Origin of the sequence: Thiomonas sp. OC7 (assembly GCF_900634595.1) — a bacterium.
Lineage (GTDB): Bacteria > Pseudomonadota > Gammaproteobacteria > Burkholderiales > Burkholderiaceae_C > Thiomonas > Thiomonas arsenitoxydans.
In genome coordinates this window covers 3529687-3543149 of the sequence record NZ_LR131953.1, presented here as the reverse complement: position 1 = coordinate 3543149, position 13463 = coordinate 3529687, and the positions used below count along the sequence as shown (strand labels likewise).

The 13463-nt window shown below is 63.1% G+C and carries 19 protein-coding genes; 1 reads left to right on the top strand and 18 read right to left on the bottom strand.

Going from position 1 to position 13463, the window contains the following annotated elements; genetic code table 11:
* Positions 1-130: 130 nt before the first annotated feature.
* The 7 genes from BIO17B3_RS17030 to BIO17B3_RS17000 all read right to left on the bottom strand — a co-directional run bounded on the left by BIO17B3_RS17030 (position 131) and on the right by BIO17B3_RS17000 (position 5104).
* Positions 131-1876, bottom strand: a complete 1746-nt coding sequence (locus tag BIO17B3_RS17030; protein WP_172981007.1) for a type IV secretory system conjugative DNA transfer family protein — start codon at positions 1874-1876, stop codon at positions 131-133.
* A gap of 941 nt (positions 1877-2817) precedes the next feature.
* A complete protein-coding gene (locus BIO17B3_RS17025; RefSeq protein ID WP_156054921.1) occupies positions 2818-3090 on the bottom strand; it encodes a hypothetical protein in 273 nt (90 codons plus the stop codon).
* On the bottom strand, positions 3087-3824 hold the full coding sequence (locus tag BIO17B3_RS17020; RefSeq protein ID WP_156054920.1) for a hypothetical protein: 738 nt from the start codon (positions 3822-3824) through the stop codon (positions 3087-3089). Before BIO17B3_RS17020 ends, BIO17B3_RS17025 begins: the two co-directional genes overlap by 4 nt.
* Positions 3821-4036: a hypothetical protein gene (locus BIO17B3_RS17015; RefSeq protein ID WP_156054919.1), complete on the bottom strand. Its 216-nt coding sequence runs from the start codon at positions 4034-4036 to the stop codon at positions 3821-3823. The genes BIO17B3_RS17020 and BIO17B3_RS17015 overlap by 4 nt, the downstream gene beginning before the upstream one ends.
* Before the next feature lie 114 nt (positions 4037-4150).
* Positions 4151-4300 (bottom strand): hypothetical protein, encoded by a 150-nt coding sequence (locus BIO17B3_RS17010; protein ID WP_156054918.1) that lies wholly within the window; start codon positions 4298-4300, stop codon positions 4151-4153.
* A 31-nt stretch (positions 4301-4331) separates the two neighbouring features.
* Entirely contained in the window at positions 4332-4541 is a 210-nt protein-coding gene (locus tag BIO17B3_RS17005; protein WP_156054917.1) for a hypothetical protein, read from the bottom strand.
* Positions 4538-5104, bottom strand: a complete 567-nt coding sequence (locus tag BIO17B3_RS17000; RefSeq protein WP_156054916.1) for a hypothetical protein — start codon at positions 5102-5104, stop codon at positions 4538-4540. The genes BIO17B3_RS17005 and BIO17B3_RS17000 overlap by 4 nt, the downstream gene beginning before the upstream one ends.
* Between BIO17B3_RS17000 and BIO17B3_RS16995 the strand changes: the two genes are divergently transcribed.
* A complete protein-coding gene (locus tag BIO17B3_RS16995) occupies positions 5103-5258 on the top strand; it encodes a hypothetical protein (RefSeq protein ID WP_156054915.1) in 156 nt (51 codons plus the stop codon). The genes BIO17B3_RS17000 and BIO17B3_RS16995 overlap by 2 nt on opposite strands.
* Here BIO17B3_RS16995 and BIO17B3_RS16990 read toward each other — a convergent pair.
* From BIO17B3_RS16990 to BIO17B3_RS16940, 11 genes are all read right to left on the bottom strand, one after another.
* Positions 5251-6141, bottom strand: a complete 891-nt coding sequence (locus BIO17B3_RS16990) for a hypothetical protein (RefSeq protein ID WP_156054914.1) — start codon at positions 6139-6141, stop codon at positions 5251-5253. The two genes, BIO17B3_RS16995 and BIO17B3_RS16990, sit on opposite strands and share 8 nt — an antisense overlap.
* Entirely contained in the window at positions 6138-6494 is a 357-nt protein-coding gene (locus BIO17B3_RS16985; protein ID WP_156054913.1) for a hypothetical protein, read from the bottom strand. The genes BIO17B3_RS16990 and BIO17B3_RS16985 overlap by 4 nt, the downstream gene beginning before the upstream one ends.
* The gene (locus BIO17B3_RS16980; RefSeq protein WP_156054912.1) at positions 6491-6694 is read right to left on the bottom strand and encodes a hypothetical protein; all 204 of its coding nucleotides are present in this window, start codon (positions 6692-6694) and stop codon (positions 6491-6493) included. Before BIO17B3_RS16980 ends, BIO17B3_RS16985 begins: the two co-directional genes overlap by 4 nt.
* A gap of 338 nt (positions 6695-7032) precedes the next feature.
* Positions 7033-7533, bottom strand: coding sequence for a hypothetical protein (locus BIO17B3_RS16975; RefSeq protein WP_156054911.1), 501 nt, complete (start codon positions 7531-7533; stop codon positions 7033-7035).
* Positions 7521-8240, bottom strand: a complete 720-nt coding sequence (locus BIO17B3_RS16970; RefSeq protein WP_156054910.1) for a hypothetical protein — start codon at positions 8238-8240, stop codon at positions 7521-7523. The genes BIO17B3_RS16975 and BIO17B3_RS16970 overlap by 13 nt, the downstream gene beginning before the upstream one ends.
* Positions 8237-8680, bottom strand: coding sequence for a hypothetical protein (locus BIO17B3_RS16965; RefSeq protein ID WP_156054909.1), 444 nt, complete (start codon positions 8678-8680; stop codon positions 8237-8239). The genes BIO17B3_RS16970 and BIO17B3_RS16965 overlap by 4 nt, the downstream gene beginning before the upstream one ends.
* On the bottom strand, positions 8677-8871 hold the full coding sequence (locus BIO17B3_RS16960; protein WP_156054908.1) for a helix-turn-helix domain-containing protein: 195 nt from the start codon (positions 8869-8871) through the stop codon (positions 8677-8679). The genes BIO17B3_RS16965 and BIO17B3_RS16960 overlap by 4 nt, the downstream gene beginning before the upstream one ends.
* A gap of 586 nt (positions 8872-9457) precedes the next feature.
* Complete coding sequence (locus BIO17B3_RS16955; protein ID WP_156054907.1) at positions 9458-9967, bottom strand: hypothetical protein; 510 nt, start codon at positions 9965-9967, stop codon at positions 9458-9460.
* The gene (locus BIO17B3_RS16950) at positions 9968-11242 is read right to left on the bottom strand and encodes a three-Cys-motif partner protein TcmP (protein ID WP_156054906.1); all 1275 of its coding nucleotides are present in this window, start codon (positions 11240-11242) and stop codon (positions 9968-9970) included.
* 8 nt (positions 11243-11250) lie between these two features.
* Positions 11251-12039: a DUF5131 family protein gene (locus BIO17B3_RS16945; RefSeq protein ID WP_232054368.1), complete on the bottom strand. Its 789-nt coding sequence runs from the start codon at positions 12037-12039 to the stop codon at positions 11251-11253.
* Between the two features lie 40 nt (positions 12040-12079).
* Positions 12080-13462 (bottom strand): TrbI/VirB10 family protein, encoded by a 1383-nt coding sequence (locus BIO17B3_RS16940; protein ID WP_156054904.1) that lies wholly within the window; start codon positions 13460-13462, stop codon positions 12080-12082.
* Position 13463 lies beyond the last annotated feature (1 nt).

The window sequence follows — 13463 nt, the reverse complement described above, 5'->3', positions numbered from 1 at the left end:
GGCGCGAAGCGAGGCGAGCAGCCCGGTGGCATGCACGTCGCCCCCTGCCAGGCTTGCTGGCCGCGTCGCATGTCGCATGTCGCGTCTTGTCGCATGCGACGTGACGCATCCTGTCGCATGCGACATGCGATCACACGTCGATGCTTGTCGCCGCGTCGTTTGCCGGCATCTCAATGCTGCCGGCACCACTCGCCGGGGCCTTGGTCATCTCCCCTGGGGTGGGTGTGATGGCCGCCTCGCTGCGGGTCGTTTTCGGCGGGCTGGTGTACGCGAACCTCGCCAGCGTTCCGGGCATGGCGAGCACACCGCAGGACTCGGGCAGGTTCATGAACATGTTGGTGTCGATGAATGGCCGCTCGGCCATGCTGATGCGGCGCTCGCCATGCACTGTCTCGGTCAGCGCGACGTTCTTCTGGACAGTGCGGGTTTCATCATCCACCAGGATGGTGCCGGTGCTGGTGGACAGCCACAGCGCCGTGTCCGGGTCTTTGATCCCGTAGGAGAGCTGCACGGCGCAGTTTTCCATCACCGCACCCCTCACCATGTCCTTGTCCAGGTCGGCTGGACAGTCGGCCAAATCTTGCAGGGATTGGAATGCAAGGATGGTGTGCAGTCCCCAGCCCGCCGATGCGCCCAGCGAAGTCATGAAGGGGCGGGAAATATGCACCTTGAATTCATCCGCGAGGACCAAAATCGGGCGCGCTTCCGCGTCGATCACCTTGCGATTCTTGGCGAGAAACAGCAAACGCAAAAGAATCATTCGCTGCATCCGAATGATGCGCGGGTTGATCATGTCGCCCACGACATACAAACACCCGCCGGTCCGCTCCCCCGATGTAATGTCGATGCCGCCCGAGCGCGCATTCACCGCATCGAGGTCGGCCATTTCCTGCATGTAAGCATGGAAGGCGACGGCTTCCGCATCGCCATCCTTGGCCCAGTCTTCCCCCAGCGCGGCCAGCGCATCCCGAGCCGTGGCGCCGGGATTCACGGACAGCCACTGCGCGCACTGGCGGGCGGCTTTGCGGTCGGACAGGCGGTAGAAGTCTGCGGCCTCACCCTTTTCTGTGAGCGAAAAACCGCCGACCAGCATGTTCTCCAGCGTCTCAGCATCACACCCGGAAAACGGGTTGCACTGCGCCGGCGCGGATTGCCGCAGGTCCAAAAAATGGTAGGGAACATTGGCCTTGACGGACGCATCGCGGAACGCATGCGGCATCCATTTGTCGACCTTCGGGTCGAGCACGACGACGAATTCTCCGCGCTGAATCTGCTGCGAAATGATGATCTGTGCGGCCACGCCTTTACCCGAGCGCGTGCGTCCAGTCAGCAACATGTGCTGAATCCGGGAATCGTTGTAATCGATGTAGACCGGCTTCTTCTTTTCGTCCAGACCGATGAGCAGCCCTTTGCGCGAATCGACATACTGCTGCGGGTCATACGCGCCGATTTTCGCAGGCAGAAACTTGCCGATCTCGCGCACGTCGGTTCGGCGGTTGCGCTCAAGCTCCGTCTTTTTGGTCAGCTTGGCCGCAATGAAATTCATGCGCGGAACCCACACCCGGTGCCAGTACAGCGCGGCGCCGATGCCCAGCGCGAACGCGAACGCATAGGCGGTCGGATACCACAATCCAGGCAGCCAAGCGCTGTGAAAAACCGAACGCGCGATGAAAGGCAGCACGATCATGGCGAGCGCGGGAAACACGCCGATCAGACCGAACAGCGTGAACAGTTCCGCCTTTTTTTCATCGCCCTGATGACGCGCATTCGACGCGAACACAAACCAGCCCGACGCCAGACCCAGCACGGGCAGGTGCATCAGCCACAGAAAAAAATCAGCGACAAGGGAACCGGCGAGTGCTTGTGGATTGAACATGACGATGCTCCAAAAAGTGAGAGGGATATAGCCATTCACGACCGCGCGAAATCGGTAAGCCCTCGCCTGGTGCCGCGCCAACGAGCGCGGCTTGCATTGGCCTGGTGCCGGTCGTCCAGACCGGCTTGCTTGGGGGGGCCGACGGAAGCCGAGTGGACGGAGAGGGGCTTGACAAGCGACAGCGCAGTCGAGTCCCGAACCGCCCGAGGCAGGCACGCCCCAGCGTGCCGGTTCCGTTGGGGGCGAAGCCCCGACGGCACAAGCGAAGACACGAGGACATGAGGGCGCGCAGCGACCGAATGCCGAGTGCGAGCGCAGGTCGGGCGAGGTGAGCGCCAGCGAACCGAGGGCCGATCCGAGAACCGCCGACAGGCGGGACGAGGACAAGGGCGAACGACGGAACGAGCCAAAGGCGAGTGACGGAGTGAGAGGGGGAGATGCAAGGGGCGTGACAGTTTTGTGAGCGCAGCGAACAAACTGGCGCGACACTTGCCTCTCCCCCATCCCGCAGCCCCCCGAGCCGCAGGTGAGGGGGTAGGCGGCAGTAGACGCCGGGGAACTGGCCGCGTAGCGGACAGGTCAGCCCGAAGGGCCGAGCGAAGCGAGCCGGTGGCTACTGCCGCCTACCCCCTCAGCAAAGCTGAGGGGGGTGCCGTCGCCGTCTTTTGCGGGGATGTGAGAGGGGGAGCGCCCTAGCGCTCAGGTGAGGTCTGCCCGGCGTCCAGCCGGGCCGAGGGCTTCAGCCCGAGCCTCACCGACCCTCTGACATCCCCGTGCCTTTGGCGCACCGACGCGCCCCACGTCGCGCCGTCGTCATGCGCCGAGCGCAATCCTAGGCATGCGGCGCGTGAAGCGGCGGGATGGGTACGCGTTTTCGCGCTGAGCCATCGCGCGAAACTGCACGGGCCGGGGGCGGCCCGCCATGCGGAAACGCGCGAGGGTCAGGGTTGGGATTGCGCAGGGGTTGGGGGTTGAAACGGGCTTGCCTCGCTTGCTGGTCCTACCGGGTGAATGCGTTGCAGCAGCGGGGCGAGTTGATGCAGTGCGGGCTGCATGCGCTGCTCGATCTGCGCAGCGGTTGGGATGGGCAAGCCAGCACTTTGCAGGCCAGTGCCGATGAGGAAAACGACACCGCCCAGGATCGCCAGAGCAAGCAATACGCGGGCGACGATCAACGTCAATACGAGGCCCAGCCAGCGCAGCAGGGTCTTCATTTCTGCGCTCCCGGTTCGGGCCAGTCTGCGAGATTTGAGAAGCTGAACCGCGCCCAGTGTGCATCGGTCAGCTTCACGCTGTCGCCTGCGACTTTGACCACGGTGACGCGGTGCAGTGCGCGCGAAACTGCATCGGCCCTGCCCTGCGGGCTGATGTAAACGATGCGCGAGTAGCGCTCGGCTTTTACATCGCGCAATGCTTGCGGGATGATCTGTTGATAGCGCAGCGGGGTCTTGATCGTGCGCTCGATTTCGACGGCGACACGCTCGCCGCCGGGTGAGGTCGCCAGCGCGTCCGGCACTTTGTGCCAGCCCTTGTTGTAGAGCAGCTTGCCCGGCTCCCACGTCCAGCCTGCGGCTTCTGCCTGCAATCGGGCGCGCTGGGTGTCGAGGTGGTGCGCCATGAATGGGGGCGACGGCAGGCTTTCAAAGCGCGGGCAGTCGGGGGCGGCGTCCTTGGCAAATGCGATCCCCGTTGATGTGATGCCAAACGCATTTTCCAGCCGTCCAAACCCTTCGATTTTGGCGGACTTCAGCAGGCCGTCGCGTTCCATCCGCTGCGCTAGGCTGTGCACGCGTCGTGCCGACAGGCCCAGCAGCTCTTGCAGGATGGGGCTGGTCGTCCAGACCTCGCCTGATGCCAGAAAGTCGAGCACGATGGTTTGCTTGGCCTCGGCGCGCGCCAGAATTTCAGAGCGGGCCATGCGGGGGATGTTGTGCGGTTTGAGCATCACGGCGTGGCTCCGGTGTTGGCGTAGCTGGTGGATGGCGGCTGCGCTGCCTTGGGGGTCAGCGCGGCCAGAATTTGCGCATCGGTCAGGTTGAACGCGCCTGCCTTTTCGAGCAGGGCCAGCACTTCGGCCTTGCGCTTTTCAAGCCGCTGGGCTTCAGCGATTTGCGCTTCGAGCCTGGCGCGTTTTTTCAGCAGGGCATTGATGGTGGACATGACTTTTCTCCTGATGGGTTGGTGGGAAGAATGGTTGGATGACACGCGCCGGGCGGCGCAGAGTCGGCAGCCGCTGTGGGAACAGCAGCCGCCAGACATGACGGCCAACGGCTTTCATTTCGCGCTCCCCGCATGCGCATGCGGCGGCTGCGGCGGTGCGGGTAGTGCACCGTGGTCGCCGACCATGCGCGACGCGACCAGCGCGACGACGACGAAGATGATGGCGGCGAGTGCCGCACGCGTGATGGTCTTGCGGTTCTTCATGTTGAACTCCATTCTTTGGATACGGACATGTCTATTCACGCGGCCGCGAAATCGCGCGCCGGGCGGCTTCAAGAATTTGGTCTGGCGCGCAACCGCACATGCAGACCAGGTGATAGCGGCCAGCTTCGAGGGTGACTTCAAGGCTGGATGCGAGCGCCCCGCGATGTGCGGGGCAGCGCATCAGCCAGCGGCCTGAGTCAAGCTTGTCCGCAGCGTGCAGCAGGGTGAGCAGGTCGTTCATGGCGCGAGCGGGGTCACGAGCTGCAACCCGATGAACCCGGCCTGGCCATCGATGCGCGGCTCGCCGATCAGGTTGATGCCGATGCCGGTTCTCACATCACGGATTTGCAGCAGCCCCGCGCCGAACAGCGGCGCGACGGGGTTTTCGTCGCGCCCGTAGCCGCTCGCCAGTCCGACCATGAATCCCGGCCGCATAAGCCAACGCCAGGCGCCTGGCTCCAGCCGCCAGGCCAAAGGCGTCACGGCCAGCGCGGAGTAGAAGCTCGCGCGGTCGTAGCTGTTGCGATAGACGCCGGTCATCAAGGAGTAAGTGGGCGTCAGCGGCCACTCCACGCCCAGCCCGAGGTTGAAGTCATTGAAGTGGTCACCACCCAGGCCGGAGGGGAAGTGCAGGCTGCCGATCGACGTATCGAGGCTCAGCCTGGGGACGGTGGTGACGAACTCCGGCGCGTAGGCTGCGGGGTCGTTGACGCTGATGCCAGCGGGCTGGCCGGCACGGGCCGGCAACGCTGCCGCGCAGAGGCAGAGGAAGACGGCTGGGGTGAAGAAGCGGGAGAGGCGCATGGTGTGCTCCGATGTTTGGCATGGGCATGTCGCCCATACCCTTATTCACCTGGCGGCGAAACGCATCGGGCAACGGCATCTCACGCGCGGAACAAAAAAGCCCGGCGCGCTGGCCGGGCTGGTGGTGCTGCTGATCGCCGCAGCGGTTACTTGACTCCGACGCTGCCGCTTACTCCCTGTTCGGTGTCGGTGCTGGTGCTGGACCCGGTGCCGCTGGACTGGCCCTGCGACTTGTCGATGGCGGATGCGAGGCTCAACTCCATGTCCTTCCCGCTGATTCGGCCCTCGCCGAACCAAGGCACGCCAGCCATGCTCCACTTCCAGCCTGTCGGGCTGGCCTGAAAGTCGTTGTTGCCGATCATGAAGTGCACCGGCGCGGGCTGAGACCCAGAGAAGTCAAAATTGATGCCGCCCTGAACCTGCTGTCCCGCCTGGTTGTAGGCGGCGACCAATTGCGCCGCCGGAATCTTTTTGTATTCACTGATGATTGCGACTTGCGCGGCGTTTGGATCGGCCAATGTCCGGGCAGAGAGTTTGGGCAGGATTTGGCTGAGGATGGTGTTGCTGAACACGACCCGCTGCGCCATGCCGCGCGCCCACGTTGCTTCCTTCGAGCATCCAAAGCATGAATACGGCCAACCCTGCCAGGGGTAGGCCATCGCGGCGACGGAAATTGCGCCCATAGTCTGCGCAGAGGCCGGCTCGTCGATTTTTGTGGGGGATTCCATTGATCCGGCCCAGATGATGGAAGCGAGCTGAGTTTGCTCAGGGCTGGATGCTGGGCCTGCCGGTGGAAGAAAAGCCTGCTTGCCGAAGCTGGTGAAGGCCTGCAGGGCAAGTGCGCTGGCCGGCATATGGATGCTGGCCTGGGCTGACGTGCTGGAGTGAATGCTGCGGTCGCTTTGCAAGCCGTTTTCCAAGGTTGTGGCGGCCTTCTGGCTCGCGCCGGAGTCCACCCCCACCCCGCCTTGGTGGCAGCCCGCAAGGGCCGCAATGGCGAGCGACAGCGGCAAGAGTTTGATGATGGTGATCTTCATTTGGATTGCTCCTTCTTCGGTTGAGATGCGGGGCTGAATGAGTTGGAAAGGGACTGCTGCAAGTCCTGCATCTGCTTGGCCTGGCTGGCGGCCTGCGCGCGCTGCTGGACGCGGGCCTGCTGCGCTTCGCCACAGGCACGGGCCACACGGGCTGCGTCTGACGCGGCCTGCGCGGGGTTGGGGGCGGACAGCGTGGCGTCGAATCTCGCGTCAAACCGCGCCTGCTCGCACCGCTGCTCAGCCCGCTGCAGATCGGCGGTGGTGTTGACTGTGGATGCCTGGCCCAGCCACAGCCACACGGCCAGCAGGCCGGTGACGCTCGCCAGAGCGAGCGCGATGAGGCCGCCGCTCACGCCTCACCCCCCTGCTTCTGCATGGCGGACAGGGCCTTTTCGAGCACGGCGGCCTGCTTCTCGGACAGACGGATGTCGTCGCCCCATTTTTCGAGGCGCGCGAGCTGATCTTGGCAGAAGCCACGCTGCCATTCATCGAGATTCTGGGATTGGGTGGGGAACAGTTCGGCGATCTGGCGCAGGGTGTTGACGGGAAGCATGGTGGTGGTCTCCTGGGGTATATGGGGTATGGGCGAGATTGCCCATGCCTGCCGCCATTCACCGCCCAGCGAAATAAACCAGCGCCCCCAGCAAGAGAGGGGGCTCCGCCCCGCGGGCGCGCTGCGCGCCCGCGTGAGGGCGCAAAGCGCCCTCTCTCTTTTAAGGGGGTTCTCAATCTTGCTCAGCCTCCATCTGACTCTATCGACGGGTTTACCGTCGCCGGTTCGACCGTCGCCGGAAAACACGGCCACGGTCAAACGGAAAAAAGCCGCACGAAGGCGGCTGATATCAAAAAGCAGGCGCGGGACGCGCCTGCGGTGAAACCATTCAGGAGCCCCTAGCGCACCCACCCCAGCTTGCGCAGTTTTGCTAGGGCTTCATCGCGGGCGGCACACCACTGCCGGTCCTGTCGCAGATCGCGGCAAAGCGCAGGCGGGCAGGGTCTGTGGGCCTCCAAGTCCCTGCCCATTTTTTGGGCATCTTGACGGCATGCCTCCAGAAAGTGAGCAAACGAGAGCGGCGGGCTCCCGTGTGCTTGCAGCACGCTGGCCACGCCTGCCAAACCAGTGTCGATTTCCGCTGGCGTGAGTCGGTTTGCCAGAACCTGTGCGGCCCACCCCTGGATCCACAGATCAGCAATTTCGGGATCCTGCACCGCGCGCAGGACGTTAGGGTATGGGCCCGCCAGCGCGGGCAAAATTCGCTCCTCCACGAGCCGCAGCGCACTCTGCAGCGCAGGACCGTCTGCGCGGCGGCCCCGCGCATCGGCCTCGCGGTTCAACACCTCCAGGCGCCCTGCCGCGTTTGCGCGCCGCGCCTGCTCGGTCAGTCGGTCCATTCGGCCACCCCCAAAATCGTTTTGGCGCTAGCGCTAACGCCATCGTCGTCTCGAGTCTGGCGGCGCGCCATCCAAGCGGGGCGGTTTCTGGCCGAGTTTGGCGCAGCAGCGCCCTGCCTCAGCGCCCGGAGCACTCGCGACGGAAAGGCCCTGCCGAGATCGTCTGCGGCAGCCGCCTGAGCGACCGCCCGGTCGATTTCCGGGGGAGGGAACTTCCGGATCTCCGCCAGGGCGGCGGCGTCGCGCGCGTTGCGGGGAGCATGTTGGATCCCGGTGGGCGCATCGATCTCGATCACTCCCCGCTCGGGCGAGGCGCTGGGCGCCGCGCGCCGTTTTTTTTGCAGTTGGGCCGGAGCGCTTGCCGGAAACTCGCCGCCCGCGGTGGTCGGAATCGCGCAAAAAACGATTTCCCAGACCCAGCGCCCGCCTGGGCCGCTGGGGGTGGGACTCCGCGCGAGGTACCCGGCCGACTGCAATTCCCCCGCGATGCGGCGCCAGCGATCGCGCCCGAGGTGCAGTGCTGAGAGGAGGTGGGCGACTGAAATTTGCCAGCCCGCCGGGCGGGTGGCCAGCCAAATCGCCACCGCCCGCGCGGCCAAATCCAGGCGGACGTCCTCGATCAGCGCCAAGGGCACGCTGCCCCATGCGCCGGGCGGGGCGCTCACGCGCAGCACGCCGCCCGCGTGCGTTTCGCGGATGGGGTTCATAGCAGCACCCCCTGCCCCGCATCGAGCGCGCGGCGGCGCGCAGCCAGCACCTGCTGCGCCCGGCGCTGAGAGACCCGGCAAGAAGCCGCGAGGCGACGGGAGTCGCTGGCCGGCTCAAGTTCGGCCAGGGCTGCGGCCAGGCCGACGCGTTGCCCGACCTCTTGGTCAGCGCCCACTAGATCTGCAGGGTCATCACCTCCCACCGCGTCGAAGCCCTCAGGCAGCTGGTGGAAGGCGGCCGGGCCGTGTGCCCCGCCAGCCCGGCGGTCGCGCCGGGCCTCCGCGCGCAGGGCGCGGGCGAGCTGGTCTGGGGTGGCGGTGGGCCGCTCGCGGGCGGCCAGCCACGCGGCGGCCGGGTCGCAAGCCCGATCGAATCCCCTGGCCAGCGCCAGCGCGGCGGCGGCGCGAGGCGGTAGGGCGGCGATTAGGCGGCGGGTCATTTCGCACCCCCTTCGCCCGCCAGGCGGCGCAGGTCGAGCCAGCGGTAACGCACGGCGCGCCCGATCCGCACGGGCGCCAGGTGGCCGGTGCGGGCAAGACGCCAAAGGGTGGTGCGGCTAAGTCTGAGGAACGCCACCGCCTCAGCGGCCGTGGCGAGGCCGCACGACGCCTGCTGATTTTGTTGATGCATTGCACACTCCAACCAGTTCCAGGCCGCGATGACCCGACCCCTGATCTAGGTTGGCGTGTGTTTTGGCGCGGCTTAGTTAAGCCCGTGCGGCGCGGTAGAGTGCGCTTTATCTAGCTTTATTCGCTATATAGCACCACATCTCATGGTGTAATGCGCACAACAACTTCTTGAAAAAAACGTTTCTCACTGTGTTACTGCGTGTTTCTCGGCGTTTGGGGTGAGCAAGACTCCCCTCCTCCCCAATGGATCGACAAAACCCCTCGCGCCGCTCGCATGCACTTGATGACAGTTTTGTTGACACCGCGGGCAAAAAATGAAAAAACCCTAAGTGAATCAATCACTTAGGGTCATGTTCTGGCGGAGAGAGGGGGATTCTATCTTAATGGAAAATCAACTACTTAGTGCGTTAATACCATGTTCAGAACCATGAAGTGAAGATTCTGATGGCATTCCTCAAGCTCCCCCTTGCGCCTTCAGGCCGCAAGCTCTTGCGTCAAGTCCGGGTGACGTGCAATGAGGCGCAGCAAGCACAGCACGCCGCCGGGCGGGGCGGAAATGGAAGACCCTTGTCACGTCACTTTCAGAGCTAGGCCTTGGATACCGCGCTGGTGCTCTGCACATCGACACATCCGACGGCCTGCCGTCCAAGGATACGATGGCAGGCAATAGTGGTCTTTGTTGTTTGTCGAAAACCCGAAGACCGAGCAATCACAGTGAACTTCAGATCATGTTGCTCCCCCATGAAGAACGAAATGTCTCGACCTGCTGCATTGGTTACAGGGAGACCTTGAAGTGGCAGCGCAAAGCGTTCCGTATCGTGATCGTGACGCACAAACAAATCAGGGAATAGCTCTCGAGGAGTGAGTCGGAAAGATCCGGTCGATTTCAACTCAATGAGCGCCACTGGCGCGCTCGCGCTCGCGCTCACGTTTAGCGTCACTTGGTCGAGTGCGCTCCCGCAAACGGGAACGCGCTCGTATAGAACATGCAGCCGTACTTTGCGTTGCGACAAGTAACTGAAAAGCGAAATGACGACCGCGCTCAACGAAGCAGCGAAAGACAATTTGTCAAAAAGATTCATCTGGTCCAGTGTCATTCAACCTGTCAAAAAAAGTGTTCGCTGCTGAGGCTGCACGATCTGATCACTGGGTTTGATTTGCGCCGCTGACCTGCGCAGCGCGCCATCGGCGCTGACGATCTGTACTACCTTCTCATCAAGCAGCCTACCGATCGATTCCCGGTAGATTTGCGCCGATGCTGGCGTGCTGTTGCAGGTCGTCGCAAACAGTTCGCCGAAGCTGATGCCTTCGTCATTGGCGTAGACCCGGCGCGGTATGTGTTCGTTCAGCGCTGCGATGCTCGATCTTCTGGCCACGTCGTCGAACTCGAAGCCCAGCGGTGACTGGCCCCGGTGCGCAGCGTCATGCACGGGGTCGTAGCCGACCATGTGGAACATGTCGAGGCCGGCACCACCATAGTGGATGAAGTAGTTGTTGTTGGCCCAATGGACCTCGGTCATCACGTCACGAGCGCGGTGATGCTGCGAGAGGTGAATCAGCCAGTAGTCGCCGTGCCCATTGCGGTTTCGGATGAAGAACGGGGTGTAGTGCCTAGCCCCGCAGTTCTCAACAAGTGATCGATACAGCGTACTCTGGATAAAGAGCCGCCAATCGCGTTCTGATTCTTTGATCTCATCGATTGAGCGTCCTTGAAACACGTCCGGAACGCCGATGCCGTCAAGTAGACGCTGGGTCAGCTTGCCGTCGCTGGCGAAGTTGATGAAGGAGTCGACCCCGAAGGTCAGGATCACTTCGGCGCTAGGCAGCCTCGCGAATATCTTGCGGATCAGATTGGTGGGCACGTCCTTGTAACCGTACTGATCGAGCGAGAAAATTGATCGACCATTGCGCGGACTTTTCTTTTTGATGAACTCGATGATCGAGTCGGCCTCGTCCTGAAACTTTGCGTGGTGCAGAAAGATGCCGTTGCCGATGAGGTCACCGTAACCTGCTTCACGCAGAACCTTGTCGAGATGCTGGTGCGCATGCTTGTCGGGCTCGACGAAGTGATAGTCCACCTGCAGATGAACCTTCTTGCGACGGTCCTTGTTGATCAAGTACTCGGCCTCTCGCGTAGCCTCCAAGAAGATGAAGGGCGACCCCTTGACTGTTTCCTTGGTGTCGCTGTGAACGTATAGGCCGCCGCCAGCGAAGCCATCGACAAGCGTTAGGCGCATCTCCTCCTGGGTGGGCGAACTGACGAGAGTCTTGAAATAGGCGGCGAGGTATGCCTGAAGGATTCGGTGCTTGGCAACACTGTGCTGTTGGATGAGATCCGGGCCGTCTTTCCAGTTGTACTGTTTCAGCGCCATGCTTGTCTTCAGGCGACGGCGGAAAGTTCTGGCATGTCATCCCACGTGCGGCCAGCTAGCAGTCGGCCGTTTGCCTTCTTGGATCGGCGCTTGCCATCGGCGCCCCAGCCTCCCCACTGCTTGAAAAAGAATTGCACGTTCTGTTCCTCGCATTGCTGCTGGATGGCTTCGACCCACTCAACCTTCATCGGGCGAGCCTTCGGTCCGGATTCGCCGCCAACAATTACCCAATGTATATCCGTCAGATCAAGGTCACCAACGTCCTCCAGCAGCGGCTCCACTGAGAGAAACCGAATTCGAGCATCGACCTGACGAAGACCGGCGATACGCGGCACTCCATACTTGCGATCCTCCACCGAGACGCCGAGCCACGCGTTCGTCGGCACCTCGCGGTTGCGGAAGAACGAGGCCATCCTATCCGCCCGTTTCGTCAGTACCTGGAAAGTGTGTTGAGGGCAACGTCGGATTACGTCGAACACCTGCTCAATGTAGTTGTCGCCGACCCCCCTGTGAAAAAGGTCGGACATCGAATTGACGAAGTACACCGTAGGCTTCTTCCTTGCCAGCGGCTCGACTAGGCGTTCGGGCAAAATCGTCAGCTTGAAACCGTTCTCATACCCCGGCGTACCCATCGCCCTCAGACGTTTCGACATCGACTCGGCGTAGCAGTGCTTGCAACCAGGGCTGATCTTGGTACACCCTACGGTTGGGTTCCAAGTGGCTTCGGTCCATTCGATTCGGCTAGTTTGCGACACGGATTCCTCCAATTCATGTCCGTTATCTGAATTCAACCACATCCTTGCTCGCTCGCCATTGCGGTACTTCACAAGTTTGCACTCACCTCCCCCCATACGGCGGCAGGATCATCGTCCGATTCACCAGCACGTTGAACGCATAGCCGGGTCGGATGATGAGTGTCGGCTGGATGTTCAAGTTGCGGTTGAGCAGGTTGGTGCCGACGTTGTTGAGCTGCTGCGCCGTGGCTGCTGCGGCCTGTTGGCTCGCGGAAGGGGTGTTCAGTGCCCCGGAGTTCTGCGGCTGGCTGAGCTGCGCGCCGACGCCAAGCAGGCTCATCAGGATGGCGCTGCCGAAGACGCGGAAGTAGTGGTTGTCCACCTGGTCGTGGAAGCCGGCCTGGCCCTTGCCATCGGTGCCTTCCATGCCGCGCAGGTCGATGGTGGCGCCATTCGGGTAAATCAGCCTGCTCCAGGCCACCAGCACGCGGCTTTGGCCATAGGCGATCTGGCTGCTGTATTCGCCGATCAGGCGGGTGCCCTGGGGGATGAGCACGACACTGGGATTCAAGCTGTCGTACACGGTCTGCCGCACCTGGGCGCTGATGGCGCCCGGCAGGTCGCTGTCGATCCCAGTCAGCATCACGGCGGGGATCACGCTGCCCGCGAAGAGTTCGTGCTGGGCGAGGGGCGGTTGCACAGCGGCAGGGAGATAACCGTTGTCACCCTTCGCCTGGGCGGCATCGAGGAAGCCCTTGTTCTGCTGCTGGGGGGATGGCTGGGCTGCGCCACCCTGCCCTGCTGCGCCTTGGGGTGCGGCGAGAGCTTTCTGCAGAGTTTGCTCCTGATCGCCGGGCTTGGGCACTGCGCCGAGGGCGAGGCGGCGCAGTGCGTCGGCAGTGTCGCTTACTGCCAATCTTGATGCTCCAGGCGCTGCCAGCTCGACCTTGGCGAGGTGTGCGCTCTGGGCTGCCAGCACGGCCCCCTCCAGCTCTTTGTAATGCTGCTCTTCCAGCCACTGGTGGTATTTCTGGGCAGGTGTGAGTTGTTGTGGGTTGCCGGTTGTAGCCAGGGTTGCGCCTGGGGTTTGCAAGGGGTTGGCTGGTGCACTGGCTGAAGCATGGGGTTGGGCCGGGTTCGATGCGCCGTGCTCTGGCGTCGCAGCCGCCGCCTGGGTTGCGGCGCGCTGCATGGCTGCGATGTCCGGGCTGGTCTGGCCGACCTGCTGTGCCCCGGAGTCGCTGCCGTCAGAGGGGGCGGACGACTTGTTCCCGGCGGTCATGATGCCGAGAATCATGCCGCCAGCAATGACGCCTCCTGCGACGAAAGCCACTTTCTTGAAGTTCTTGCTCAGGCGCGCACCGCCCTCGCGCGGGGTGCCCTTGATGCTCAGACCTTTCTTCTTGCCTGCTGTGGTTCCGTCCACGTCCTGCGCGAGCAAGCGGCTGTCGGCCTCTGGGGCGTCGGGTTGTTTAGGGTCGGTCATC

Bases quoted from the DNA above. Each gene is read 5' to 3' on its own strand.
- BIO17B3_RS17015 (WP_156054919.1), bottom strand. From the start codon at position 4,036: ATGTCCACCATCAATGCCCTGCTGAAAAAACGCGCCAGGCTCGAAGCG.
- BIO17B3_RS16975 (WP_156054911.1), bottom strand. From the start codon at position 7,533: ATGGACCGACTGACCGAGCAGGCGCGGCGCGCAAACGCGGCAGGGCGC.
- BIO17B3_RS16940 (WP_156054904.1), bottom strand. From the start codon at position 13,462: ATGACCGACCCTAAACAACCCGACGCCCCAGAGGCCGACAGCCGCTTG.
- BIO17B3_RS16965 (WP_156054909.1), bottom strand. From the start codon at position 8,680: ATGACCCGCCGCCTAATCGCCGCCCTACCGCCTCGCGCCGCCGCCGCG.
- BIO17B3_RS16980 (WP_156054912.1), bottom strand. From the start codon at position 6,694: ATGCTTCCCGTCAACACCCTGCGCCAGATCGCCGAACTGTTCCCCACC.
- BIO17B3_RS17010 (WP_156054918.1), bottom strand. From the start codon at position 4,300: ATGAAGAACCGCAAGACCATCACGCGTGCGGCACTCGCCGCCATCATC.
- BIO17B3_RS16950 (WP_156054906.1), bottom strand. From the start codon at position 11,242: ATGGCGCTGAAACAGTACAACTGGAAAGACGGCCCGGATCTCATCCAA.
- BIO17B3_RS16970 (WP_156054910.1), bottom strand. From the start codon at position 8,240: ATGAACCCCATCCGCGAAACGCACGCGGGCGGCGTGCTGCGCGTGAGC.
- BIO17B3_RS17025 (WP_156054921.1), bottom strand. From the start codon at position 3,090: ATGAAGACCCTGCTGCGCTGGCTGGGCCTCGTATTGACGTTGATCGTC.
- BIO17B3_RS16990 (WP_156054914.1), bottom strand. From the start codon at position 6,141: ATGAAGATCACCATCATCAAACTCTTGCCGCTGTCGCTCGCCATTGCG.
- BIO17B3_RS17030 (WP_172981007.1), bottom strand. From the start codon at position 1,876: ATGTTCAATCCACAAGCACTCGCCGGTTCCCTTGTCGCTGATTTTTTT.
- BIO17B3_RS17000 (WP_156054916.1), bottom strand. From the start codon at position 5,104: ATGCGCCTCTCCCGCTTCTTCACCCCAGCCGTCTTCCTCTGCCTCTGC.
- BIO17B3_RS16960 (WP_156054908.1), bottom strand. From the start codon at position 8,871: ATGCATCAACAAAATCAGCAGGCGTCGTGCGGCCTCGCCACGGCCGCT.
- BIO17B3_RS16945 (WP_232054368.1), bottom strand. From the start codon at position 12,039: ATGTGGTTGAATTCAGATAACGGACATGAATTGGAGGAATCCGTGTCG.
- BIO17B3_RS17005 (WP_156054917.1), bottom strand. From the start codon at position 4,541: ATGAACGACCTGCTCACCCTGCTGCACGCTGCGGACAAGCTTGACTCA.
- BIO17B3_RS16995 (WP_156054915.1), top strand. From the start codon at position 5,103: ATGGTGTGCTCCGATGTTTGGCATGGGCATGTCGCCCATACCCTTATT.
- BIO17B3_RS16955 (WP_156054907.1), bottom strand. From the start codon at position 9,967: ATGACACTGGACCAGATGAATCTTTTTGACAAATTGTCTTTCGCTGCT.